The 24,416-nt window shown below is 70.2% G+C and carries 25 protein-coding genes; 19 read left to right on the top strand and 6 right to left on the bottom strand.

The window, feature by feature from the left end; all coding sequences use genetic code 11:
- The first annotated feature begins 9 nt into the window (after nt 1-9).
- The 3 genes from GGR71_RS16210 (at nt 10) to GGR71_RS16200 (ending at nt 2,126) form a co-directional block, all read left to right on the top strand.
- Nucleotides 10-843 carry a hypothetical protein gene (locus GGR71_RS16210; protein ID WP_184452139.1) on the top strand — a complete coding sequence of 278 codons (834 nt, stop codon included), beginning with the start codon at nt 10-12 and terminating at the stop codon, nt 841-843.
- Between the two features lie 78 nt (nt 844-921).
- On the top strand, nt 922-1,698 hold the full coding sequence (gene xth / locus GGR71_RS16205) for an exodeoxyribonuclease III (RefSeq protein ID WP_048491153.1): 777 nt from the start codon (nt 922-924) through the stop codon (nt 1,696-1,698).
- On the top strand, nt 1,695-2,126 hold the full coding sequence (locus tag GGR71_RS16200; RefSeq protein WP_160960544.1) for a GFA family protein: 432 nt from the start codon (nt 1,695-1,697) through the stop codon (nt 2,124-2,126). The genes xth and GGR71_RS16200 overlap by 4 nt, the downstream gene beginning before the upstream one ends.
- A 64-nt stretch (nt 2,127-2,190) precedes the next feature.
- On the opposite strand, the gene GGR71_RS16195 is transcribed toward GGR71_RS16200, so the two are convergent.
- Entirely contained in the window at nt 2,191-2,442 is a 252-nt protein-coding gene (locus GGR71_RS16195) for a GlsB/YeaQ/YmgE family stress response membrane protein (protein WP_017908994.1), read from the bottom strand.
- A 129-nt stretch (nt 2,443-2,571) separates the two neighbouring features.
- Here GGR71_RS16195 and GGR71_RS16190 point away from each other — a divergent pair, with 129 nt between their 5' ends.
- From GGR71_RS16190 to GGR71_RS16140, 11 genes are all read left to right on the top strand, one after another.
- The gene (locus tag GGR71_RS16190; RefSeq protein ID WP_160960546.1) at nt 2,572-3,198 is read left to right on the top strand and encodes a 4'-phosphopantetheinyl transferase superfamily protein; all 627 of its coding nucleotides are present in this window, start codon (nt 2,572-2,574) and stop codon (nt 3,196-3,198) included.
- A gap of 121 nt (nt 3,199-3,319) precedes the next feature.
- On the top strand, nt 3,320-4,648 hold the full coding sequence (locus tag GGR71_RS16185; protein WP_237474387.1) for a Fic family protein: 1,329 nt from the start codon (nt 3,320-3,322) through the stop codon (nt 4,646-4,648).
- 91 nt (nt 4,649-4,739) lie between these two features.
- Nucleotides 4,740-5,381 carry a 16S rRNA (guanine(527)-N(7))-methyltransferase RsmG gene (rsmG, locus tag GGR71_RS16180; RefSeq protein WP_160960549.1) on the top strand — a complete coding sequence of 214 codons (642 nt, stop codon included), beginning with the start codon at nt 4,740-4,742 and terminating at the stop codon, nt 5,379-5,381.
- An 88-nt stretch (nt 5,382-5,469) separates the two neighbouring features.
- Complete coding sequence (locus GGR71_RS16175) at nt 5,470-6,267, top strand: ParA family protein (RefSeq protein WP_017908741.1); 798 nt, start codon at nt 5,470-5,472, stop codon at nt 6,265-6,267.
- A complete protein-coding gene (locus GGR71_RS16170; protein WP_017908742.1) occupies nt 6,267-7,187 on the top strand; it encodes a ParB/RepB/Spo0J family partition protein in 921 nt (306 codons plus the stop codon). The genes GGR71_RS16175 and GGR71_RS16170 overlap by 1 nt, the downstream gene beginning before the upstream one ends.
- Nucleotides 7,188-7,223: 36 nt before the next feature.
- Nucleotides 7,224-7,532 (top strand): helix-hairpin-helix domain-containing protein, encoded by a 309-nt coding sequence (locus GGR71_RS16165; RefSeq protein ID WP_017908743.1) that lies wholly within the window; start codon nt 7,224-7,226, stop codon nt 7,530-7,532.
- Between the two features lie 203 nt (nt 7,533-7,735).
- Nucleotides 7,736-8,701, top strand: a complete 966-nt coding sequence (locus tag GGR71_RS16160) for an NAD-dependent epimerase/dehydratase family protein (RefSeq protein WP_160960551.1) — start codon at nt 7,736-7,738, stop codon at nt 8,699-8,701.
- A gap of 84 nt (nt 8,702-8,785) precedes the next feature.
- A complete protein-coding gene (locus GGR71_RS16155) occupies nt 8,786-9,508 on the top strand; it encodes a glycosyltransferase family 2 protein (RefSeq protein ID WP_048491145.1) in 723 nt (240 codons plus the stop codon).
- 1 nt (nt 9,509) lies between these two features.
- Complete coding sequence (locus tag GGR71_RS16150) at nt 9,510-9,851, top strand: lipid-A-disaccharide synthase N-terminal domain-containing protein (RefSeq protein WP_048491144.1); 342 nt, start codon at nt 9,510-9,512, stop codon at nt 9,849-9,851.
- A gap of 211 nt (nt 9,852-10,062) precedes the next feature.
- Complete coding sequence (locus GGR71_RS16145; RefSeq protein WP_237474388.1) at nt 10,063-10,623, top strand: REP-associated tyrosine transposase; 561 nt, start codon at nt 10,063-10,065, stop codon at nt 10,621-10,623.
- A 358-nt stretch (nt 10,624-10,981) separates the two neighbouring features.
- The gene (locus GGR71_RS16140) at nt 10,982-12,796 is read left to right on the top strand and encodes a DUF885 domain-containing protein (RefSeq protein WP_184452137.1); all 1,815 of its coding nucleotides are present in this window, start codon (nt 10,982-10,984) and stop codon (nt 12,794-12,796) included.
- A 57-nt stretch (nt 12,797-12,853) separates the two neighbouring features.
- Here GGR71_RS16140 and GGR71_RS16135 read toward each other — a convergent pair whose 3' ends face one another.
- From GGR71_RS16135 to GGR71_RS16115, 5 genes are all read right to left on the bottom strand, one after another.
- Nucleotides 12,854-16,063 carry an efflux RND transporter permease subunit gene (locus GGR71_RS16135; protein WP_160960553.1) on the bottom strand — a complete coding sequence of 1,070 codons (3,210 nt, stop codon included), beginning with the start codon at nt 16,061-16,063 and terminating at the stop codon, nt 12,854-12,856.
- Nucleotides 16,064-16,073: 10 nt separating this feature from the next.
- Complete coding sequence (locus tag GGR71_RS16130; protein WP_160960555.1) at nt 16,074-17,270, bottom strand: efflux RND transporter periplasmic adaptor subunit; 1,197 nt, start codon at nt 17,268-17,270, stop codon at nt 16,074-16,076.
- Nucleotides 17,267-18,520 (bottom strand): TolC family protein, encoded by a 1,254-nt coding sequence (locus GGR71_RS16125; protein WP_160960557.1) that lies wholly within the window; start codon nt 18,518-18,520, stop codon nt 17,267-17,269. Before GGR71_RS16125 ends, GGR71_RS16130 begins: the two co-directional genes overlap by 4 nt.
- Nucleotides 18,521-18,576: 56 nt before the next feature.
- Nucleotides 18,577-18,915, bottom strand: coding sequence for a hypothetical protein (locus GGR71_RS16120; RefSeq protein ID WP_160960559.1), 339 nt, complete (start codon nt 18,913-18,915; stop codon nt 18,577-18,579).
- Between the two features lie 67 nt (nt 18,916-18,982).
- Nucleotides 18,983-19,372, bottom strand: coding sequence for a RidA family protein (locus GGR71_RS16115; protein ID WP_160960561.1), 390 nt, complete (start codon nt 19,370-19,372; stop codon nt 18,983-18,985).
- 130 nt (nt 19,373-19,502) lie between these two features.
- On the opposite strand from GGR71_RS16115, the gene GGR71_RS16110 reads away from it, so the two are divergent.
- The 5 genes from GGR71_RS16110 (at nt 19,503) to GGR71_RS16090 (ending at nt 24,222) form a co-directional block, all read left to right on the top strand.
- Nucleotides 19,503-20,408, top strand: coding sequence for a LysR family transcriptional regulator (locus tag GGR71_RS16110; protein WP_160960563.1), 906 nt, complete (start codon nt 19,503-19,505; stop codon nt 20,406-20,408).
- A gap of 282 nt (nt 20,409-20,690) precedes the next feature.
- Entirely contained in the window at nt 20,691-20,927 is a 237-nt protein-coding gene (gene rpmB / locus GGR71_RS16105) for a 50S ribosomal protein L28 (protein WP_010342733.1), read from the top strand.
- Nucleotides 20,928-20,937: 10 nt separating this feature from the next.
- On the top strand, nt 20,938-21,105 hold the full coding sequence (gene rpmG / locus GGR71_RS16100) for a 50S ribosomal protein L33 (RefSeq protein WP_169411268.1): 168 nt from the start codon (nt 20,938-20,940) through the stop codon (nt 21,103-21,105).
- Between the two features lie 159 nt (nt 21,106-21,264).
- The gene (gene cls, locus GGR71_RS16095; protein WP_160960566.1) at nt 21,265-22,683 is read left to right on the top strand and encodes a cardiolipin synthase; all 1,419 of its coding nucleotides are present in this window, start codon (nt 21,265-21,267) and stop codon (nt 22,681-22,683) included.
- Nucleotides 22,684-22,794: 111 nt separating this feature from the next.
- Nucleotides 22,795-24,222 (top strand): FAD/NAD(P)-binding protein, encoded by a 1,428-nt coding sequence (locus tag GGR71_RS16090; protein WP_160960568.1) that lies wholly within the window; start codon nt 22,795-22,797, stop codon nt 24,220-24,222.
- Nucleotides 24,223-24,416 lie beyond the last annotated feature (194 nt).

The raw sequence follows: 24,416 nt of genomic DNA, 5'->3' as shown, positions 1-24,416 counted from the left end.
ATGGCGGCGATGCGGCGGGCGCTGCTTTGGTGCGGCGGCACGGCGGTGCTGGTCGCGTTCGCGCTTGCGGCGAAGCTGATGCCGCCGACGGCCGCGCCCGCCGTTGCCGCGAACAAGGCGCCGGCAACGGTGCTGCCGCGGTTTGCAGCACCATCGCCGCTGCCGACGTCAGCGACCACGTCGCCCGATGCGGCGCTGGCGGCCGGCACCAGCGAGGCGCAGCGCCTGTTCGCCACCGCGCTGTTGGCGCTGGATTGCCGGCAACGCGCGCAAGCGCCGCCGTCCCGCCCGGCAGTGCTGCCGGGCGCGGACGCCGAGGACGCCGCGGCCGCTGCGGCACGCCGGATGGCCGAGCGGCAACGTCTCGCGGCCTGTCGCCGCGTGGCCGTCCTCGATGCCGCGCAGATCGAGGCGATGTTGCGTAGCGCGGCCGCGCGCGGCGATGCCGACGCGCAACGCCAACTGCTGGCGCAGCGCGTGACGCAGTTGGTCGCGCGTGCCGGTAGCGTCGACGCGGAGGGGCTACGCACCCCGCTGTCGGCCGCCGACGAGCGCGATGCCGAGGACGTGGTGACGCAACTGGAAGACCGCGCCCTGCACGGCGACCGCACGTCGATCGACACGCTGGCACAACTGCTGCGCGCACCGTGGCTGGCGGTGGCCGATCCGCCGTACGCCGCGGCCTGGCAACTGGCGGCGCGGCAGGCGCCGGAGCGGCCGTTCCCGCCGCCGGACCAGGCACTCGGTGCCGAGGAACTGCTCGACGGCTTGAACGAGGCGCAGCGCCAGCAGGCCTTGAGCCTGGCGCCGGCGCTGTTCGCGCAGTGCTGCGCGCGGCGCTGAACGGCCGGGTGCCCGCGGTTTGGCCGCCGCCGCGGCTGCGGTCAGAATAGCGGCCGGCTTCCCCGTCCCGGATTTCCCTTGAAGATCGCCAGCTGGAACGTCAACTCGCTCAACGTGCGCCTGCCGCACCTGCAACAGTGGCTGGCCGCGTTCGCGCCGGACGTGGTCGGGATCCAGGAGACCAAGCTGGAAGACCACAAGTTTCCCGACACGGCGCTGGCCGAGGCCGGCTACCGCAGCGTGTTCGCCGGGCAGAAGACCTACAACGGCGTGGCGATCCTGTCGCGCCTGCCGATCGGCGACGTGCAGATCGGCGTGCCGGGCCTGGAGGACGAGCAGAAGCGCGCCATCGCCGCCACCGTCGGCGACCTGCGCATCGTCAATCTGTACGTGGTCAACGGCCAGGACGTGGGCACCGACAAGTACGCCTACAAGCTGCGCTGGCTGGAGGCGGTGCACGCCTGGCTGGCCGACGAGCTGCAGCGGCATCCGCGGCTGGTGGTGCTGGGCGACTTCAACATCGCCCCGGACGCGCGCGACGTGCACGATCCGCTGGTGTGGAGCGACAACCACATCCTCACCTCCACCGCCGAGCGCGGCGCCCTGCACAAGCTGCTCGCCCTGGGCCTGCACGACGGCTTCCGCCTGCACCATGCCGACGGCGGCATCTTCAGCTGGTGGGATTACCGCCAGGCCGGCTTCCGCCGCGACCTGGGCCTGCGCATCGACCTGACCCTGGTGTCCGAGGCGCTGAAGGCGCGCACCCGCGGCGCCGGCATCGACCGCGAACCGCGCAGCTGGGACCGCCCCAGCGACCACGCGCCGGCCTGGGTCGAGCTGGAGCCGGCGGCATGAGCGAGCGCCACGTGCGCCGCTGCATCGACAAGGTCGGCGACACCGCGATCGCGCCGCTGCACCGGCTCAGCTGCCACTGCGGCGCGGTGCAGATCGACCTGGAGCTGCCGCAGGGCATCGTCGACCCGCGCCGCTGCAACTGCTCGCTGTGCCGGCGCCGCGGCGCCATCGTCGCCTCGGTGCCGCTGGCCGCCCTGCATGTCCGCCAGGGCGAGCAGGCGCTGCGCCTGTACCAGTTCCACACCCACACCGCGCAGCACTACTTCTGCGGTACCTGCGGGATCTACACGCACCACCGGCGCCGCTCCGATCCTCGCCTGTACGGCTACAACGTCGGCTGCCTGGAGGGCGTGGACCCGTATGCGCTGGCCATCGCGGTGCCGGTGGAGGACGGCGTGCGGCATCCGGCCGACCGCGCTGCGTCGTGAGCCGGGCCGCAAACGCAAAACGCCCGGCGAACCGGGCGTTTGCGCAAGCGGCGAGGGCGACGCGTCAGCGTGCGCGGCCGCGGGTGAACAGGTTGACGATCGCCAGCAGGATGATCGCGCCGATCAGCGAATACAGGAACGTCCACAGGGTGATCGCCTGGTTGATGCCGCCGCCGAACAGCCAGCCGGCGATCAGCGCACCGACGATGCCGACCACGATGTTCAGGATGATGCCCTGCTGTGCGTCACGGCGCATGATGATGCTGGCCAGCCAGCCCACGATGCCGCCGACGATCAACCAGATGATGATGCCCATGCGTCAGACTCCTCGGTTCGGCCCGCACCAGGAGCGGTGGGGTGGGCGCCATTTAAGGAGCGCCGCCGTGAAGCGGCCGTATAACGCCGACCTCGTGGCGCAGCGGCCATTGCGCTTTGTGGGCGCCGCGTGAGCGCGCCGCTGCCGCCCGTGGCCGCCGGTGCCGCCGAGACGCCGGACTGGCGTTTCGGCCCGGTGGCGCTGTGGCTGCGCCCGCATCCGCCGCGGACCTCCGGCGAGGCCCAGGCGCGGCGCCTGCTGGCCGGCGAACTGGCGGTGCCGGCGGCGCAGCTGCCGCTGCGCCGCGACGCCCGTGGCCGGCCCGGGCTGCATGCACCGCTGGCGCACCTGGACACCGGTTGGAGCCACAGCGGCGATTACCTGCTGGTGGCGGTCGCCGCGCATGCGCGGCTGGGCGTGGACATCGAGCGCCAGCGGCCGCGGCCGCGCCTGCTGGAACTGGCGCGGCGCTTCTTCCACCCCGAAGAGGTCGCGTTGCTGGCCGCGCTGGCGGCGCCGGCACGCGAGGCGCTGTTCTTCCGCCTGTGGTGCGCCAAGGAAGCGCTGCTCAAGGCGCATGGCCACGGCATCGCCTTCGGCCTGCACCGGCTGCGCTTCGCCGAGGACGCCGGCGGTGCGCTGCACCTGGTCTGGTGCGATCCGGAACTGGGTGCGGCCGAAGCCTGGCACCTGCACGAATGGGAGGCCGCGCCCGGCTATCGGGCCGCGTTGGCCTGGTGGCCAGAGCTGCCGTAGTTTCCATGGCCTCTGGTTCGTGTTGCAGCCGTGTGACCCGATGTCGGCATCGGAGACTGGACAGGTCGTGCTTTGATGCAATTTGATGTAAAAAGATACATATGTTTTATAGGAAAGCACAATGAAGCTCCCTGTGCCGCCCCCAGACAGTTGGCGTCTTCTTGCTGAAGAACCTGAACGAATGATGAGAGTGTTCAGGTCGAAGATCGGCCCCGAGGTGGCCGGACGCTACGAGCACTGGGACAAACTCAGGCATAGAGTCGCGCCAGACGGCCTTACCACAGAAGAATGGTGGGCTGGCATAAAGTGGAGCCGTCAAGCGCTGGCGCGCGAACTTGATCTGGTGGACAAAGACGACGAGAACTTCGTCGTTTCCATCACCGATTCGATGCAGCGCAGACTTCACTACATTGATCGCGAGGCGGCTGGGGCGATCAAAGGAATGGAGAGCAGCGGTGGACAGAACAGGTTTCTGATCCGTTCGCTGATCGAAGAGGCCATGACCTCGTCCCAGCTCGAGGGAGCAGCCACCACCCGGGCGGTTGCAAAAGAGATGTTATCGACTGGCAGACTGCCGCGCGATCAGTCGGAGAGAATGATCTACAACAACTACCTCGCGATGAACATGATTCGCGAGAGGGGTAAGCGGCCAATCACGCCCGAGGAAGTGCTGGAACTGCATAGCATCCTGACGGACGGGACACTGGAAAGCGCGGAATACTCTGGTCGATATCGTTCGGTGGGAGACAATGTCGTCATCCACGACCGCGGTTCCCCGCCGACGCTGCTGCATGTCCCTCCGCCTGCAATCCAAGTGGCGGACAGGATGAGACGGCTTTGTGCGTTCGCGAACGACACGGCGGGCGAAACCTTCATTCATCCGGTCGTGCGCGCCATCGCAATTCATTTCCAGATCGGATACGACCATCCATTCGTTGATGGGAACGGACGAACGGCGAGGGCGCTCTTCTACTGGAGCATGATGAACTCCGGCTACTGGTTGACCGAATATCTGTCGATTTCGAGCGTGTTGAAGAAGTCGCCTGGGAAATACATGCGGGCCTATCTTTACACCGAGAGCGATGGTGCCGATCTGAGCTATTTCGTCTCGCAGCAGTTGGAAGCGATCGAGCAGTCCATCCAGGCGTTGCACACGTATATCGCGAAGAAGCAACAGGAAGATCGGCTTGCACGTCACGTGCTGCGCAAGGCGCATGTGGGCGACGCCGTGCTGAATCACAGGCAGCGCGCCTTGCTGGCCAATGCACTGAAGGATCCTGATCGGCCATACACCGTGGCCGGGCATCGGTCGGCGCACACGATCACCTATCCAACAGCGCTGGGCGACCTGAATTCCCTGGTCGCTGCGGGCCTGCTCTCCAAGCAACGGGTCGGCAAGGCGTTCGAATACTACCCGGTACCTGGCCTGGCACGTATGTTGGGAGCCTGACCGCCCCGGGCGGCGTGCTGAGCCTCCTATTCGTTCCGGGAAATGCTTTGGGTCAGAGTGCGGCAGCGGTGCCACCTGCGATAATCCGCCGATGACCGATGCCTCTCTCCCCGATTCCGTCCGTGTCGCGCTCGAGCAGGGCCTGCACGCGCAAGGCCTGGACGCCGCCGCGCTGGCGCCGCCGCTGCTGGCCTATCTGGCGCTGCTGACGCGCTGGAACCGCACCTACAACCTGACCGCGATCCGCGACCCGCACGAGATGGTGACCCGCCATCTGCTGGATTCGCTGGCGATGCAGCCGTTCGCCAGCGAGGGCGCGCTGGCCGACCTGGGCACCGGCCCGGGACTGCCCGGCATCCCGCTGGCGATCGCGCGGCCGCAGCTGCGGGTGACCCTGGTCGAGAGCAACGGCAAGAAGGCGCGGTTCCTGCGCGAGGCGGTGCGCCAGCTGCGCCTGGACAACGCGCGGGTGGCCGAGTCGCGCGCCGAGGCGCTGGACGAGGCCGGCACCTACGATCTGTTGACCGCGCGCGCGCTGGACACGCTGGCCGGCATCGTCGCCGTCGGCGGCCACCTGCTGCGCCCGGGCGGGCGCCTGCTGGCGATGAAGGGCGTGCGCCCGGACGAGGAGATCGCCGCGCTGCCGCCGGGCTGGGTGGCGCCGACCGTGCATCCGCTGCAGGTCCCCGGCCTGGGCGCCGACCGCCACCTGGTGGTGGTCGAGCGCGGCTGAGCGGCGGCCGCGGCCGGCCCGGATTTCCGCCACGGGGGCTGTGACCGCATAATGCCCGGTCCCACCCCATCGCCGACGAGGCTCCCGCATGGCCCGCATCATCGCCATCGCCAACCAGAAGGGCGGCGTCGGCAAGACCACCACCGCGGTCAACCTGGCCGCGTCGCTGGCGCGGCAGTCGCAGCGCGTGCTGCTGGTGGACCTGGACTCGCAGGGCAATGCGACGATGGGCAGCGGCATCGACAAGCGCGAACTGGCCGCCTCCACCTGCGACGTGCTGCTCGGCGAGAGCAGCGCCGAGCAGATCCGGGTGACCGCGCCGGAAGGCTTCGACCTGCTGCCGGGCAACATCGATCTCACCGCCGCCGAGATCCAGCTGATGGACCAGCCGGCGCGCGAGCAGCGGCTGAAGACCGCGCTGGCGCCGCTGCGCGAGGCCTACGATTTCATCCTGATCGACTGCCCGCCGGCGCTGTCGCTGCTGACCCTGAACGCGCTGACCGCCGCCGATTCGGTAATCGTGCCGATGCAGTGCGAGTACTACGCGCTGGAAGGACTGACCGCGCTGCTGGAGACCATCGAGGCGCTGCGCGCCGAGCTGAACCCGGCGCTGGAGATCGAAGGCGTGCTGCGCACCATGTTCGACGTGCGCAACAACCTGGCCAATGCGGTGTCGGCGGAGCTGACCAACCATTTCGGCGACAAGGTGTTCCGCACCATCGTGCCGCGCAATGTGCGCCTTGCCGAGGCGCCCAGCCATGGCCAGAGCATCGTCGGCTACGACCGCACCTCGCGCGGTGGCGTCGCCTACCTGGGACTGGCCGGCGAGATCGTGCGCCGCCGCAACGAACGCAATCGGCCGATGCCGGCCATGGAGACCGTCTGATGAGTGCCAAGCCCCCCGCCCTCGGAGCGAAGAAGCGCGGCCTCGGCCGTGGCCTGGAAGCGCTGCTGGGGCCGAAGGGCGCGGCAGCGCCGGCACCCACCGCCGAGCTGCAGCCCGGCGAGAGCCTGCGCCGCCTGCCGGTCGGGCAGCTGCAGCCGGGCAAGTACCAGCCGCGCCAGGAGATGGACGAGGCCAAGCTGCAGGAGCTGGCCGAGTCGATCAAGGCGCAGGGCGTGATCCAGCCGATCGTCGCCCGCGAACTGGCACCGGGCAGCTTCGAGATCGTCGCCGGCGAACGCCGCTGGCGCGCGTCGCAGCTGGCCGGCCTCAGCGAGGTGCCGGTGGTGGTGCGCGAGCTGGACGACCGCACCGTCATCGCCATGGCGCTGATCGAGAACATCCAGCGCGAGGACCTCAATCCGCTGGAAGAGGCGCAGGCGCTGCAGCGGCTGATCGACGAGTTCTCGCTGACCCACGCCGAGGCCGCCGAGGCGGTGGGCCGCTCGCGCGCCTCGGTGTCCAACCTGCTGCGCCTGCTGGAACTGCCGCCGGCGATCCGCGCGCTGCTGGAAGCGCGGCGCCTGGAGATGGGCCATGCGCGCGCGCTGCTGACGCTGTCGCCGGAACTGGCCAGCCGCCTGGCCTCCGACGCCGCCGACCAGGGCTGGTCGGTGCGGGAGGTCGAGCACCGTGCGCAGCAGTTCGCCGCCGGCAAGGTGCCCAGCAACCGCAAGGCCAAGCCGGCGCGCACCGCGCCGCAGGCCGACATCGCCTCGCTGGAGACCGAGTTGTCCGAGTCGCTGGGCACCAAGGTGTCCATCGCCCACGGCCGCGGCGGCAAGGGCAAGCTGGTGATCCACTACACCGACCTGGACACGCTGGACGGCGTGCTCGAGAAACTGCGTCCGCGGCAGGCCTGAGCGCCGCCGTCCGCGTCCGCCAGGACTGCCTCCGCCATGCATCCCAGCAAGGTCGACCGCCACCATCTGCTGCGCCTGACCGACCTGCCCAACGTCGGCCCGGCCTGCGAGAAGGACCTGCGCCTGATCGGCATCCGCGTGCCCGCGCACCTGCAGGGCCGCGATCCCTACGACATGTACGCGCAGCTGTGCCTGCGTACCGGCGTGGTCCACGACCACTGCGTGATCGACGTGTTCCTGTCGATCGTGCGTTTCATGCAGGGCGAGACGCCGCGCCCGTGGTGGGAATTCAGCAAGGAGCGCAAGGCGGCGCTGGCCAAGGACGCGCCGCTGACCCTGCGCTGAGGCCGCGCGCCGCGGCGCGGGCCAGCAACCGGAGCATTGCATGAGCAACCAGGACACGCAGATCAGCCCGGGCGGCAGCCCGATCCTGCAGCACCGCGCGGCGGGCGCCGTCGGTCCGGGCGGTGTCAACGCCGGCATGCCCTGAGCGTTGCCGTGCCGCGACGCCCGCCGTTTCTTCGCCTTTCGCTTTCCAGGATTCCGCCATGCCCATTCTCGTCACCGGCGCCGCCGGCTTCATCGGTGCCCACACCGTCCGCGCGCTGCGCGCCGCCGGGCAGACAGTGGTGGGCCTGGACAACTACAACGACTACTACGACCCGCAGCTCAAGCGCGACCGCGTCGCCGCGCTGTGTGCGGAGGCGGACATCCGCACTCTGGACCTGACCGACCGCGACGGCCTGGCCGCGCTGTTCGACGAGGTGCAGCCGACCCGCGTGGTGCACCTGGCGGCGCAGGCCGGGGTGCGCTATTCGCTGCAGAACCCCTACGCCTACGTCGACAGCAACCTGGTCGGCTTCGTCAACATGCTGGAGCTGTGCCGGCACCGCGGCGTGCAGCATCTGGTCTACGCCTCCAGCAGCTCGGTGTACGGCGATTCGGCGACGCCGCCGTTCTCCGAGGACCAGCGCATCGACCAGCCGCGTTCGCTGTACGCGGCGACCAAGGCTGCCAACGAACTGATGGCCCATACCTACGCGCAGCTATACGGCCTGCGCGCCACCGGGCTGCGCTTCTTCACCGTGTACGGCCCCTGGGGCCGCCCGGACATGGCGCCGCTGCTGTTCAGCCGTGCGGTGCTGGCTGGGCGCCCGATCGAGGTGTTCAACCACGGGCGCATGCGCCGCGATTTCACCTTCGTCGCCGACATCGTCGCCGGCGTGCTCGGCGCGCTCGATCACCCCTCCAGCGAGGCGGTGCCGCACCGTGTGTTCAACCTCGGCAACCACACCCCGGTGGAGCTGGAGCGCTTCATCGCGGTGATCGAGGCCGCCGCCGGGCGCAGCGCCGAAAAGCTGTACCGGCCGATGCAGCCGGGCGACATGATCGAGACGATGGCCGATACTGCGCGGGCCCACGCTGCGTTCGGCTTCGATCCGAGCACCCCGATCGAGGTCGGCCTGCCGCAGGTGGTGGCCTGGTGCCGGGCGTACTTCGGCGCCGCCGTCTGACGCTTCATGCGCGGATCATCGCTCCGCGGCACAATGCCCCGCTTTTTTCCCCCACGCGCCCCCGCGCCCAGCCCTGCCGAATCCATGAGCCAGCTTTCCCTTTCCGTCGTCGTCCCGGTGTTCAACGAGCGCGACAACGTCCCGCCGCTGGTCGCCGAGATCGTCGCCGCGCTGCGCGGCACGATCGATTTCGAAATCGTCTACGTCGACGACCATTCGCGCGACGACACCCTGGCCGTGCTCGAAGGGCTGAAGGCCTCCACGCCGGAGCTGCGCGTGCTGCACCATGTCAGCCAGAGCGGGCAGAGCACCGCGGTGCGCAACGGGGTCAAGGCCGCGCGCGGGCTGTGGATCGCCACCCTCGACGGCGACGGCCAGAACGATCCAGCCGACATTCCCAAGCTGCTGGCCGCGCGCGCCAAAGCCGCGCCGCTGGTCAAGCTGTTCGCCGGCTGGCGGGTGTCGCGGCAGGATTCGGGTAGCAAACGCTGGGCCTCGAAGTGGGCCAACGCGATCCGCGCGCGCATGCTGCGCGACGACACCCCGGACACCGGCTGCGGCATCAAGCTGTTCGAACGCGAGGCGTTCCTGGATTTGCCGTACTTCGACCACATGCACCGCTACCTGCCGGCCTTGATGCAGCGCGCCGGCTGGCAGACCCTGAGCGTGCCGGTGAACCACCGCCACCGCACCTCCGGCGTGTCCAAGTACAACAACCTCAACCGCGCCCTGGTCGGCATCCGCGACCTGCGTGGCGTGGCCTGGCTGATCGCGCGCAGCCGCCGCACCGCGGTACAGGAGCGCTGAGATGGACGCGCATTTCCTCAACGAACCGATCCAGGCGCTGTACTGGACCGGGCTGCACGTCACCGGCTGGAAGCTGATCGGCTATGTCGGCGCGCTGATGTTCGGCGGCCGCTGGCTGGTGCAGTTCGTCGCCTCCAAGCGCGCCGGCAAGCCGGTGATCCCGCGCCTGTTCTGGTACATGAGCGTGGTCGGCAGCCTGATGACGCTGAGCTACTTCATGTTCTCGGCCAAGCAGGACTCGGTGGGCGTGCTGCAGAACCTGTTCCCCGCCTTCACTGCCTTCTACAGCCTGTACCTGGACATCAAGCACCGCGGCTGGCGCCGCGACCGCGCCTCGCATTGAGCGCGCCGCGTGCCTGCGCGTGATCGCAGGCGGCGCGCAACACTTCCGATCGCGACCCTTCGCGACACTGCAACTGTGGGAGGGACTTCAGTCCCGACGCATGACGCCTCCACGTCTCGGCAATCCTGCCGGCCATTGCATCCGGTAGCGAGTACCCGATTTCTGACACTGCGCCCGCACGTTTCCCCACGCCTAAACCGGTCGATTCCCGATGGTGTCGACTGAGCCACCCTGCAACCCTGGTGCCATGTACACCAGACTTCCCAGAGGCTATCGCGCGCTGCGTGCAGGACGCTGGAGCGAGACGGGACGCATCTATCTGGTCACCACCGTGACCTGGCAGCGCCAGCGTCTGTTCGAGGACTGGCGATGCGCCTGGGCGGCCGCGTCCTGCCTGGGCCAGGTCGACACTTGGGCCGGTGCGCAGCTTTTGTGCTGGGTGCTGATGCCCGATCACTGGCATGGGCTGATCATGCTCGAGAGCGGCGCTGTGCTGTCGACCGTCATGCGCGACGCCAAGGGCCGCGCCGCGAGGGCGGCCAATCACGCGCGCGGCCGCGGTGGCGCAGTGTGGATGGAGGGGTTCCACGATCGCGCACTGCGCGACGAGCGGCAATTGCTGCCGGCAGCGCGCTACATCGTCGCCAATCCATTGCGCGCCGGTCTGGTGCGCCGCATCGGCGACTACCCCTACTGGGATGCGGTTTGGCTGTGTCCGGCCGCTACCGCGCCGTGCGCGGCATCATGCTCAGTTGCAAATGCGACGGCGTGATGCCGTGCAGACCGACGTTGAGGATTGCGGTCGCATGGTCGATGTCGGCACCAGCAGGCCTGCGGCCGGTGCAATGGCTGCAGTTGCTGCTGGATGCTGTCGCAGGCGGAGCGACCGCGCGTCGGGACTGAAGTCCCTTCCACAATGGGAAGCAATCCTGCGCAGTCGCAGCCGCAGCCGCAGCCAGCCAGAGCTACAGCTATAGCTAAGCAACGATCCAGTTCTTAAGTTGCAGCCAGGTACAACCGCTGCGAGGCGCGTTTCCGTTCTCTGCATCGCCCACACAGGACTTCCGGCCCACCCGCCAAGCCGGGTGGGGATGCGATCATCGACGATCCGTTCCCGCCGTGTGCCGCTCATGCCGATGTTCGCCAAGACCCCGCTGGCCGCTTCCCTGCTGCTCGCCTTCGCCGTGGCCGCGCCCGCGCTGGCTGCACCGCCGGCGTCAACGACGTCCAGCGCAGCGCCTGCCACGGCCGCTGCCAGCGCCGCCGATACGCGCTTCCAGGCCATCTACGAGAAGGAGTGGGCCTGGCGCCAGGCGCAGCTCGGCCAGGCCGACGAGGACAGCGACAGCAGCGGCGACAACCGCCGTCTGCCCGACGTCGGCGCGGCGGCGCAGGCGGCACACCTGAAGGTGTGGGAGGACGTGCTGCGGCAGCTGGACACGCTCGATGCGGCCCAGCTTTCGCCGGAGAACCAGGTCAACCTGGCGGTGTACCGGCCGCAGGTGGAGAACCTGGCCGCGTCGGTGCGGCTGCGCGCCTACGAGATGCCGTTCAACTCCGACAGCGCGTTCTGGTCGGACCTGGCGTTCATGGCGCGGCGCAACCTGCGCACGGCAGACGAGTACCGCGCCTACATCGCGCGGCTGGAGGACGTGCCGCGCTACTTCGCGCAGCAGACCGACAACATGCGCGCCGGCCTCAAGCGCGGCTTCAGCGTGCCGCGCGCGGTACTCGACGGCCGCGACGGCGCCATCGCCAATGTGGCCGAGCTGAAGGATCCGACTGCCGCGGTGCTGTACACGCCGTTCAAGCAGATGCCGGCGCAGATCCCGGCTGCCGAGCAGGCGCAGCTGCGCGCGCAGGCGCAGGCGGCGCTGCGCGACAAGGTGATCCCGGCCTATGCGCAACTGCTCACCTTCTACCGCCAGGAGTACATGCCGCAGGCGCGTACCACGCTGGCCGCCGAAGCCCTGCCCGACGGCAAGGCCTACTACCGGCAGCAGATCCGCGAATACACCACGCTGGACATGGACCCCGAGCAGATCCACCAGCTCGGCCTGCGCGAGGTGGCGCGGATCCAGAAGGAGATGGACGCGATCATCCAGCAAGTCGGCTTCCAGGCGCCGGCGGGGCAGAAGACCTTTCCGGCGTTCCTGCAGTTCCTGCGCACCGATCCGCAGTTCTACGTGAAGACCCCGCAGGAACTGCTCGATCGCGCCGCGTGGATCGCCAAGCGCGTGGACGGGGAGGTCGGCAAGTTCATCGGCACGCTGCCGCGCGGGCGCTTCACCATCGTGCCGGTGCCGGCGGACATCGCGCCGTTCTGGACCGCCGGCCGCGGCGGCGTCGGCACATACTGGCTCAACACCTACGATCTGCCGTCGCGGCCGCTGTACAACCTGCCGGCGCTGACCCTGCACGAATCCTCGCCGGGCCATTCGCTGCAGGGCGCGCTGGCCGAGGAGCAGGGCGCGCAGCCGGCGTTCCGCCGCGAGAACTACATCTCCGCCTACGGCGAGGGCTGGGCGCTGTACACCGAGAAGCTGGGCAAGGAGATGGGCATCTACGCCACGCCCTACGAGGACTTCGGCCGGCTCAGCTACGAGATGTGGCGCGCCTGCCGCCTGGTGATCGACACCGGCGTGCACCACAAGGGCTGGACCCGGGCGCAGGCGCAGGCCTATCTGCGCGAGCGCACCGCGCTCAGCGAGCATGAGGTCACCACCGAGGTCGACCGCTACATCTCCTGGCCGGGCCAGGCGCTGAGCTACAAGCTCGGCGAGCTGACCATCCTCGACCTGCGTGCCGAGGCCGAGCGCGAACTCGGCCCGGACTTCGACATCAAGTCCTTCCACGACGCGGTGCTGCAGCAGGGCTCGGTGCCGCTGCCGGTGTTGCAGCAGCAGATCCGCGCCTACATCGCCGCGCGCAAGAAGAAAGCCTGACCGCCGCCGCACAGGCCGGCGCCGCTTCCGTCGGGAAGGGCACCGGCCTGTGGCGGGTCAGCCGGCGTGGCGCGGCCCGGCCACGCGCGCGGCGAAGGTCGGCAGTACCAGCAAGGTCAGTGCAGTGGCGGTGATCAGTCCGCCGATCACCACCGTCGCCAGCGGTTTCTGCACTTCCGCACCGGACCCGCTGGCGATGGCCATCGGAATGAAGCCGACGATCGCCACCAGCGCGGTGGTCAGTACCGCGCGGATGCGGCTGCCAGCGCCGTCGATCGCCGCCTGCAGCGGCAGGTCACCGGCCTCCAGGCGCTCGCGGATCGCCTGCATCAGCACCAGGCCGTTCAAGGTGGCCACCCCGGAGACGGCGATGAAGCCCACGGCGGCCGATACCGAGAACGGCATGCCGCGCAGCAACAGGGCCAGCAGGCCGCCGACCAGCGCCAGCGGCACGCAGCTGAACACCAGCACCGCTTCCTTGACGCTGCGCAATGCCATGAACAGCAGGCCGCCGATCAGCAGGAACACCACTGGCACCACGGTCGCCAGCCGCTGCTCCGCACGCTGCAGATTCTCGAACTGGCCGCCCCAGGTCAGGTAGGCACCCGGCGGCAGCTGCACGCCGGCCACCGCGGCCCGCGCCGCGCCGACGAAGCCACCCAGGTCGCGGCCACGCACGTTGGCCTGCACCACCACGCGGCGGCTGCCGTTGTTGCGGCTGATCTGGTTCGGCCCTTCGCTGACGGTGATGCGCGCCACCGACGACAGCGGAATCACCTGCCCCGTCGGCGTGGCGATCGGCAGCGCGGCCAACTGGTCCGGATCGTTGCGCGCGGCATCGTCCATCCGCACCACCACGTCGAAGCGGCGGTCGCCCTCGAAGAGCTTGCCGGCGGCGCGGCCGCCGATGCCGGTGGCCAGCGCGTCGCTCACGTCCGCCGCGCTCAGCCCGACCTGCGCCGCGGCCATGTGGTCGATGGTCACATTGAGCGTGGGCAGGCCGGAGATCTGCTCCACCCGCACGTCGGCCGCGCCCTCCACCGCACGCAGCTTCAGCGCGATCTGCTCGGCCACCTTCTGCAACTGGCCGAAGTCGTCGCCGAAGATCATCACCGCCAGGTCGGTGCGCACGCCGGAGATCAGCTCGTTGAAGCGCAATTCGATCGGTTGGCTGAACTCGAAGCTGTTGCCGAGCTGCTGGCCTGTCAGCCTCTCCAGGCGGGCCACCAGCTGCTCCTTGCCCAGCGCCGGATCGGGCCAGTCCTTGCGCGGCTTGAGCACGATCACGCTGTCGGAGACGTTGGTCGGCATCGGGTCGATCGCCGCCTCGGCGGTGCCGGTCCGCGAGAACACGGTCGCCACTTCCGGCTGCGTGGCGATGGCCTTCTCCAGCGCCAATTGCATCGCCAGCGACTGTTCCAGCGAGGTGGACGGCACGCGCAGGGCCTGCATCGCCACGTTGCCTTCGTCCAGCGTCGGCATGAACTCGCGGCCCAGCAGCGTGAACGCGCCGATGCCCGCCAGCAGCATCGCCACCGCACCGGCGGCAACCGTGCGCGGATGCGCGACGGCCTTGCCGATTACCGGTTCGATGCGTGTGCGCAGTGCGCGGATCAGCCGCGTTTCGTGTGCCCCGTCGGCCGCATGCGCAGCATCGTCCCGCGGTTTCGGCTCGCGCACCAGCAGCGCGGCCATCGCCGGCACGAAGGTGAAGGACAACAGGAACGCGCCGACCAGGGCCAGCATGAAGGTGGCCGCCATCGGCTGGAACGTCTTGCCCTCCACGCCTTCCAGGGCGAGGATCGGCGCGAATACCAGCAGGATGATCAGCTGACCGAAGGCCGCCGGCCGCGCCATCTTGCGCGCCGCCTCGGCGGCCACGCCCAGGCGCTCGGCTGCGGTCAACCCGCGGCCCAGCGCGGCGCGGCGCTGGCCGAGCATGAGTAGGGTCGCTTCGATCACGATCACCGCCCCGTCCACCAGGATGCCGAAATCCAGCGCACCCAGGCTCATCAGGTTGCCGCTGATGCCGAAGCGCTGCATGCCGATCACCGCGAACAGGAACGACAGGGGAATCACCAGCGCGGTGATGGCGGCCGCGCGCAGGTTGCCCAGCAACAGGAACAGGATCACCACCACCAGCAGCGCCCCTTCGGTGAGGTTCCTGGCCACCGTCTTGATGGTCGCGTTGACCAGCACGCTGCGATCCAGCACCGGTGACGCCACGATGTCCGGCGGCAGCGACGTGTTCACCTGCGCCAGCCGCGCGGCCGCGGCCTGCGCCACGGTGCGGCTGTTGCCGCCGGCGATCATCAGCGCGGTCCCCAGCACCGCCTCGTGGCCGTTGCGGCTGGCCGCGCCCAGCCGCGGTGCCCGGCTTGGTGCGACGTCGGCCACGTCGGCCACGCGCACCACGATGCCGTTGCGGATGGCCACCGGCGCCTGCGCGAGATCGTCAGCGGTCAGCGCCAGGCCGTCGGCACGCACCACCAGCCCTTCGCCGGCACGCTGCACGAACCCGGCGCCGGCCTGCACGTTGGCGCGCTGCAGGGCGGTGACCAGGTCGGCCAGGCCCAGGCCATGCGCGGCCAGCCGCGCACTGTCCGGATGCACGCCGTATTCCTTGACGTAGCCGCCGACCGTATCGACGCCGGCCAGTCCCGGGCTGGAGCGCATCTGCGGCGCGATGATCCAGTCCTGCACCGTCCGCAGATAGGTGGCGCGCTCTTCCGGCGTGCGCAGCAGCTCGCCTTCCGGCGTGCGGTAGACCGCGCCGGCCTGCCAGCCCGCCGCGCCAGGCCGGGCCAGCCTGGCCGGGTCGAACGGGGTGAAGTCCACCGTCCACATCAGCACCTCGCCCAGGCCGGTGGTGACCGGCGACAGTTGCGGCGATGCTCCTTCGGGCAGGTCGTCCACGGCCTCGCGGATGCGTTCGGCCACCTGCTGGCGCGCGAAGTAGACGTCGGTCGCATCGGTGAAGATCGCGGTGACCTGCGAAAAGCCGTTGCGCGACAGCGAGCGGGTCGCGGTCAGGCCGGGGATGCCGGCCAACGCGGTTTCCAGCGGGTAGGTCACCTGCCGCTCGATCTGCTCCGGGGTCAGTGCCGGTGCCACCGTATTGAGCTGCACCTGGCGGTTGGTGATGTCCGGTACCGCGTCGATCGGCAGCCTGCCCAACTGGAACAGGCCGACGGCAGCGAGCAGTGCGGCCAGGGCCACCACCAGCCAGCGGTAGCGCACGGCGGTGTCGATGATCAGCTTGAACATGGTCGCCTCCTCAGTGGCCGTGCTCGGCGTCGCCCTTGGCCAGTTCGGCCTTGAGCAGGAAGGCGTTGGCACCGACGATGCGTTCGTCGCCGCGGAGCCCGCCGAGGATCTCGATGCGGTCGCCGGCGCGCCGTCCCGCCAGCACCGGCTGCGCCTTGAAGCCGCCATCGACCGCGACGAACACCGCGTTGCGGCCTTCGACGTTCTGCAGCGCATCGGCGGGGACGCTGAGCGCGCTGTCCTGGCCGTCGGTGACCAGCACGGCCGAGACCGGTGAACCGGCAGGCGGCAAGGGCGCATCGACCGGCATCGCGCGGATCACCGCCGCACCGCCCTGCTGGCGCAGGTCGGCCGCCGCCGCCGTGACCTTGGCAGCGAAGCTGCCGCCCGCGCTGCTCACCTCCAGCGGCATGCCCGGCGCGACCTGCGCCGCCAGCGCTGGCGGTGCGCTGAACACCAGTTCGTTCATCGCCGGATCGGCGACCTCGGCCACCACGCTGCCGGCCGCGACCACGCTGCCGGGCGTGACCTGCACGTTGCCGACGATGCCCGCCACCGGGCTGACGATGCGCACGCGGCCGCTGGCATCGGGTGTGCCGTTGGCGGCGGCCTGGGCCTGCGCGGCGGCGGCCTGGGCCTGCGCCGCCAGCGCCCGCGCATGCGAGGTTTCCAGCTCCTGGCGGGCCACGACGCCCTGCTCGACCAGGGCGCGGTCGCGGGCATGCGCCAAGCCGGCCGCCTTGGCCTCTGCCGCGGCGGCCAGCGCATTGGCACGGAACACCGCGGCCTCGCCGCTGACCACGATGGCCAGCGGTTGCTGCGCCTGCACCGCGGCGCCCGGCGCGACCAGCACGCGCTCGACCCGGCCAGTCACGGTGGAGGCCACCGAGGCGCGCGCGCCCACCGCCGGTTCGACCCGCCCGGCCAGGCGAACCGACGCGCCGCCGCCGCGGCCGACCGCGACCACGTCCAGGCCGGAGGCGGCGATCTGTTGCGGTGTCAGCCGCACCACGTCGTCGGCATCGGCGTTGGCCTCGGTCTTGGCCGCCGGCGTGCGCGCCGCGTCCTGGCGCTCGGCGCCATTGCCTTGCGCGTCGTCGGCCGTCGGGACGGCCTGCTTGTCGCCGGCGCACGCGGCCAGTAGGAATGCCAGCAGGAGCCCCAGCAGCACGCTGCCGGCAAGAGAGATCGGACGGGACAGGTTCATTGTGCCTCCATGAACGGCGCGCGCCCTTCCAGGCGGGCCAAATCGATTTCCGCAGCGACTCGCGCCAGGCGCGCGTCCACAGCGGTGCCACGAGCGGCGATGAGCGCAGCGCGCGTGCTGCGCAGTTCCAGTTGCGTGATGCGTCCGGCGTCGACGCCGATGCGGGCCAGGCGGTAGGCCTCCTGCGCCGCCGCCACGCTCGCGTCGGCGGCGCGCGTGCGGCTGCCGGCGGCCTTCAGCGTGGCGAGCGCGGATAGACGGTCGGCGGCGCTGGTGCGCCGTTGCTGGTCCAGGCGCGCCTCGGCTGCGCGCAGTTCGGCGCCGGCGGCACGGATGCCGCCGCGGTTGCGGTCGAACAGCGGCACGCTGAGGCTGACGCCGAGCGTGTAGGCGTGGGCGCGGTCTTCGCGGAAACGCGTCTGCGCAGCGGTCAGGCTCAGCGCGGGCAGTGCGCGCTTGCGCTCCACCTCGACCTGGCGGTCGGCGGCCTTGGCCTCCGCAGCGGCGATGCGTACCGGCAGCGCCGCTGTGTCGGCCGCACGCGGCGACGGTGGCGGGCGGTCGAGCAGGCCACTGTCGAGGGACTGCACCGGCGTCTCCAGCAGGGCGATGGCTGCAAGGCGCGCCAGTGCCGCGTCGCGGAACGCCAGGGCCTCGTCCAGTGCCGCGCTGGCGTCGGCCACTTCGCTGCGCGCCTGCACCGCGCGCAGTTGCGGCTCGCGGCCCTGCGCGACCATCGCGTCGACGGCGGCCGCATCGTCGCGGATCAGGCCCAGCGCTTCTTCGGCCAGCGCGTAACGGCGCAGCGCGCTTTCGGCCTGCGCGTAGGCCGACGCCAACACGCCGGCGGCATCGCTGCGGCTCTGCGTGCCGCGCATGGCGGCCGCGTCGGCGTCGGCGCGAGCCGCACCGATGCGTGCGCCGCGTTGGCCCCACAGTTCCAACGGTTGCGACAGGGTCAGGACGGTCTGCGCCTTACCCATGCCGGCGTAGGCGCCGCTGCCGGCGGCATCCTCGGTGGACCAGGACAGGGTGGGGTTGGGCAGCGCCCGCGCCTGTTCGGCACGGGCGTCTGCGGCCTCGGCCAGGGCCGTGCCGGCGCGGGTGCCGGGCAGTTCGTCGAGGCGTTGCAGCAAGCTGTCATAGGAAGGGGCGGTCTGCGCCATCGCCAGCGCGGCCGGGGCCAGGCCCAGCAGCACGGCGACGACCCGCCCGGCCGCGCGCGGCGGCCGACGTGTCGGAGTCGACATGAGGAAATTCCAGAGATGAGGGAAACGGAAACCCGCGATCGCGGGACACGCTCAACTCACGCTCTGGGCGGGCGCTTCAATCCGTCCTGGACGACGCCCGCAGGGGACGCGTCGCCGGCCTGCATCCAGCGTGCCGGTCGCGGCGCGCCGAGCAAGGCAAGGGCACTCGCCGGCAGGCTCAGATTCGAGTGGTGGCAATGGTTGTGGCTGCAGCTGCCGGCGTGCTTGCCGTCGCTGTCGTCGCCATCGGCATGCGCCGCGGCGGGCACGTGCACCGCATCGGCCGATTCCGGCTCCAGCGCGCAGGCCAGTGCATCGGCCACCGGCACGGCCACGAACGCCGCCAGCAGCAGCATCAGCAGGGAGGTACGCAGTGGACGGAACAGGCGGCGCATGACGATGACAGACTAACAAGCGCGTCTGCGCGGACACAATATCAACTTGCCACGTACTGCCGTGCGCTCAGGGCAGCTTCGCGATCACCTTGATCTCGAACTGGAAGCCGTACAGCCAGGTCACGCCAACGCCGGTCAGCGTCGGGTGCGGCGCCTCGCCCCAATACTCGGGCACGATCGCCCAGGCGGTGGCGAAGTTCCGTTCCGGATCGACCAGGAACACGGTCACGTCGATCACGTCGTCGAACGTGCAGCCCGCGGCCGCCAGCACCGCGTTGAGGTTGTCGAAGGCGCGGCGCACCTGCGCGGCGAACTCCGGCTCGGGCGAGCCGTCCTCGCGGCTGCCGACCTGGCCGGAGACGAACAGCAAGCCATTGCAGCGGATCGCCGGTGAGTAGCGGTTGCGGGCGTACAGCGCCTGGCGGCCGGCGGGAAAGACGACGTCGCGGTGGGACATGGGGACACTCCACACAGGGGCAGCGCGCTGCGCATGCCGGAGTCGCCATCGTGGCCGGCGCCGTTGTCTGGATAAACCGCGATGATCTGCCTAGATTGATTGCTGATTCCAAACAATCGCGAGACGCCGAATGGACCGATTCGAGGCGATGCGTGCGTTCGCGTGCGTGGTCGAGACCGGCAGCTTCACCCGCGCCGCGCACACCCTGCAGCTCAGCCGCACGACCGTGACCCAACTGGTGCAGCAGTTGGAGGCGCACCTGCAACTGCGCCTGCTCCACCGCACCACCCGCCGGGTCAGCGTCACCACCGACGGGGCCGCCTACTACCCACGCATCGCCCGCCTGCTGGCCGAGCTGGAAGAGGTCGAGGCCGGCCTGGGCCGCGCCGCGGTGGCGCCGCGCGGGCGCCTGCGCATCGACGTGCCAGGCCCGTATGCGCGATTGCGGCTGGTGCCGGCGTTGCCCGACTTCCATGCCCGCTACCCGCAGATCCAACTCGACGTGGGCGTGAGCGACCGCGAGGTCGACGTGATCGCCGACCAGGTCGACTGCGTGATCCGCGGCGGCGTGCCGGCCGATCCGGCGCTGGTGGCACGGCCGCTGACCAGCCTGCCGCTGGGCTTCCACGCCAGTCCGGCGTACCTGCACCGGCACGGCATCCCCGATCATCCGCGTGCGCTGGACGGGCCGACGCATCACACGGTGGGTTTCCTCAGCCCACGCAGCGGCCGCGCGCGCAGTTTTCAGGCGCGGCGCGGCGAGGAGCAATGCGAGGTGCAGGGCCGCTACAAGGTCGGCTTCGACGACGGCAACGCCTACTTGGCCGCCGGCCTGGCGGGGTTGGGCGTGGTCGTGTTGCCGTCCTACATGGCCGCACCGCACGTGGCCGAGGGCGCGCTGCGACCGCTGCTACAGGACTGGCAATTGCCGCCGATGCCGATGCACCTGATGTTCGCGCCCAACCGGCACATGAGCCAGCGGCTGCGCGCGTTCATCGATTGGGCGGTGGAGGTGCTGGGGCCCGACCCCGCCTAGCCGGCGATCGCGCCAGCCGGGCCAGCGGCGCGCAAGGCCGCGCGCTGTCCGGCTGGTCGAGGAAGGTGGGCTGCCTGTGGACAACTTGCACAAGCCCTTGATCGCCTGCATAATGCGCGGCTCGCTGTGCCCGACGAGGTCGGGGCCGGCGGCCGGATGCGCGATCGCCGGCCGGCCTTTCCAGCGTAACCGTTTGATTTCCCACGTCGCGTGGTGGCCGCAAGGCTGCCGGGGCCGCCGTCTCCCAGGCTATGGGCGACCAAACTACTATCGAGGTGCGCAATGTCCCGCGTATGCCAAGTGTCCGGCAAGCGTGTGCAGACGGGTAACAACGTCTCCCACGCCAACAACAAGACCCGCCGTCGTTTCCTGCCCAACCTGCACGAGCGCCGCTTTTGGGTCGCCAGCGAGAACCGCTGGGTCAAGCTGAAGGTTTCCGCGCACGCGCTGCGCACCATCGACAAGAACGGCATCGACACCGTTCTGGCTGAGCTGCGTGCGCGCGGCGAAAAGGTCTGAGGAGTAGAGCATCATGGCAGGCAAGCGCGATAAGGTCCGTATGATTTCCTCGGCCGGTACCGGCCACTTCTACACCACGGACAAGAACAAGAAGAACACCCCGGGGAAGATGGAATTCCTCAAGTACGATCCGGTCGTGCGCAAGCACGTCCTGTACAAGGAAGGCAAGATCAAGTGATCGGCTGATCCTCGGATCGCCGCCCACGCTGGACACGGAACCCGCCGCAAGGCGGGTTTCGTGCGTCTGGGGCATGGAAAAACCCGCTGTTGATGCGGCCATGGTTGCGTTTGCCGGCGCAGTCCGCAGAATCGGGCGACCTGGGTTGCGAGGATCGCGATGCTGCCGGTCTGGTTGGAAGGCACGTGGCTGCTGGCGCTGGACTGGCTGATCCGGCTGGTGGCGCTGTTGTGGATTCCCACGCGCACCACGCCGGGCGCGGCGCGCAGCTGGCTGTTGCTGGTGGGCTTCGTGCCGCTGCTGGGGCTGCCGCTGTACCTGTTGCTCGGCCACCCCTGGCTGTCGCGCGAGCGCATCCGCCGCCAGGCGCTGGCCTCGCAGGTGATCCGCGAGCAGCAGGTGCCGCTGACCGCGCTGCGCTGGGCGCCGCCGGCCGACACCGTGGTTGCCGAGGTGGTGCCGCTGGTCGAGCGCCAGGGCGACTTCATGCCGACCCACGGCAACAGCGTCGAGCTGCTCGACCGCTACGCGCCTTCGTTGCAGGCGCTGATCGACGACATCGACGCGGCGGTCGAGCGCGTGCACCTGCTGTACTACCTGATGTTCGACGACGCGGTCGGCGATGCGGTATGCGCCGCGCTGCTGCGCGCCGCTGCGCGCGGCGTGCAGTGCCGGCTGTTGCTGGATGCGCGCGGCGGCCGCCGCGGCCTGCGCCGCTACCGCAGGCGCCTGCACGCGGCCGGGGTCGAGGTGCAGGCGCTGTTGCCGGGCGGGCTGCGCTGGCGCCGCAGCGGCCGCATGGACCTGCGCAACCACCGCAAGATCGCGGTGATCGACAACCGTGTCGGCTACATCGGCTCGCAGAACCTGGCCGAGCCGCAGTTCGTGCCCGGCCATCCCAACCGTGAACTGGTGGCGCGGGTGCAGGGGCCGGTGGTGGCGCATCTGGAAGCGGTATTCGCCAGCGACTGGTTCATCGAGACCGGGCAGCGCCTGAGCGTGGTCGCGCCCGCCGCCATCCACGGCGGCGGTGTCGCCACGCAGCTGTTGCCCAGCGGGCCGGCGTACCCGTTCGAGAACGCGCGCGACACGGTCAACGCGTTGATCCATCTGGCGCGGCGGCGCATCGTCATGGTCACGCCGTATTTCGTGCCGGACGAGGCCACGCTCAGCGCGCTGCGCATCGCCGCGCTGTCCGGGGTGGACGTGCAACTGATCCTGTCCGAGAGCAACAACCAGCGGCTCACCGCCTGGGCGCAGGAGGCCTATTACGACGAACTGCTGCGCAGCGGGGTCAAGATCGCGCTGTACCGGCCGTGCTTCCTGCACGCCAAGCACCTGAGCGTGGACGAAGGCATCGCCCTGGTCGGCTCGATCAACCTGGACATCCGCTCGTTCGCGTTGAACGCCGAGGTCGGCATGCTGTGCTACAGCGCCGCGGTGGTGCAGCGGCTGCGCGCGGTGGAGGCCGACTACCTGGCCGATGCGCGGGTGCTGACGCTGCAGGACTGGCGCAAACGGCCGGCCTGGCGGCGCAGCCGCGAAGGCATCGCGCGCCTGGCCGATGCCCTGATGTGACGCATGCCGATGACAGGCGCATGACGCGCTCATGCGCGATCGGTGCCGGCACATGCGTGACGGTTCTCAGCCACGGGCCGGGTCGGTGGGGGCTTCCCTTACAATCGCCGCATGAGTGAGCTTGTCCCCAGCGACCCGGTCGACGACGACTGCGACATCGCCATCGTCGGCGGTGGCGCGGCCGGCGTGCTGGTCGCCTTGCAGTTGCTGCGCCAGGCCGGCGCGGCGCTGCGCGTGCAACTGATCGAGTCGCAGCCGGCGCTGGCACAGGGCGTGGCCTATGCGACGCCTTGCCCCGAGCACCTGTTGAACGTGACGGCCGGGCGCATGAGCGCCTTCGCCCAGGCGCCCGACGACTTCCTCGACTGGCTGCAGCAGCAGGCGCTGTATCCGCAGCTGTCGCGCGCGGCGTTGGCCGAGGCCTACGTGCAACGCCGCCATTACGCCGCCTACCTGCGCGCGCGCCTGCAGCAGGCGCAGGCCGCCGGGCCGGCGCGGCTGCAATGGCGCCAGGCGCGGGTGCTGGCGTTGCATCCGCAGCCGACCGGCGCGCAACGCCTGCAGTTGCACGATGGCCGCCAACTGCACGCCGGCGCCACCGTGCTGGCGCTGGGCAACAGCCTGCGCCCGTTGCCGGCGCGCGGCGCCCCCGGTCTCGATGCGCCGGCGCGGGTGGAGGCGTGGGACTACGCGCAGTTGCAGGCGATTCCGCGCGAGGCCACGGTGTGCATCGTCGGCTCCGGCCTGAGCATGGCCGACAGCGTGCTGACCCTGCTGGCCAATGCGCACCGCGGCCCGGTGCACGTGGTCTCGCGGCATGCCTTGCTGCCGTTGCCGCACGCCGCGCATGGCGCGCCGGCCGACTTCGATGCGCAGGCGCTGCTGGCGATGCCGCTGCGCCAGCGGATGCGCGCGTTGCGCCGCCACGCCGCCGCGGCGCAGGCGCAGGGCCAGCCCTGGCAGAGTGTGATGGACCGGGTGCGGCCGCTGAGCCAGGCGCTGTGGCAGTCGCTGTCGGTCGCCGAGCAGCGCCGCTTCCTGCGCCACGTGGTGCGCTACTGGGACGTGCACCGGCATCGCATCGCCGCGCCGGTGTTCGCGCAATTGCAGGCGATGCGCCGGGTCGGCCAGTTGCGCCTGCACCGCGCGCGGCTGGACACGGTGTTTCCGGTCGGCGCCTGCGTGCAGGTCAACGGCATGGGCGCCGACGGCGCGCCACTGCAGCTCGACGCCCACTGCGTGATCAACGCCACCGGCGTCGAACTGCGCGCGCAGACCATGCGCCATCCGCTGCTGCACCAGTTGCTCGGCTGCGGCCATGCGCAGCCGGGGCCGCACGGCATCGGCGTGGGCAGCGCCGCCGACGGCGCGCTGCTCGATGCCGATGGCCACGCTACGCCGCGCATCCGCGTGCTCGGCAGCCTGCGCATCGGCAGCCTGTGGGAAAGCCTGGCGATCCCCGAGCTGCGGGCGCAGGCGCAGCAGACCGCGCAGGCGCTGCTGGCGCTGGACTTGTCGGCCCGCGTCGCTACGCACTGAACATCGGGGAGCAGGCACCGTCACGATTCATGTCGGCGCGGCGGTGACATCCGCACACCTCGCATCGCTCTCGTTGCCACAGCGGACCGACGTGTGACCTCGTAGATACCGTCTTACCCCCTAGCAGGCAAGGGCCCTTTTCGGGTCGAACGCGGTGCCCGATTTGAGGACGCCGTAGGCGAGGTGCAGGAGCT

The sequence above is a fragment of the Xanthomonas sp. F1 genome, from assembly GCF_014199855.1.
The sequence above is the reverse complement of the archived record's forward strand: the minus strand, read 5'-3'. Positions and strand labels throughout refer to the sequence as shown.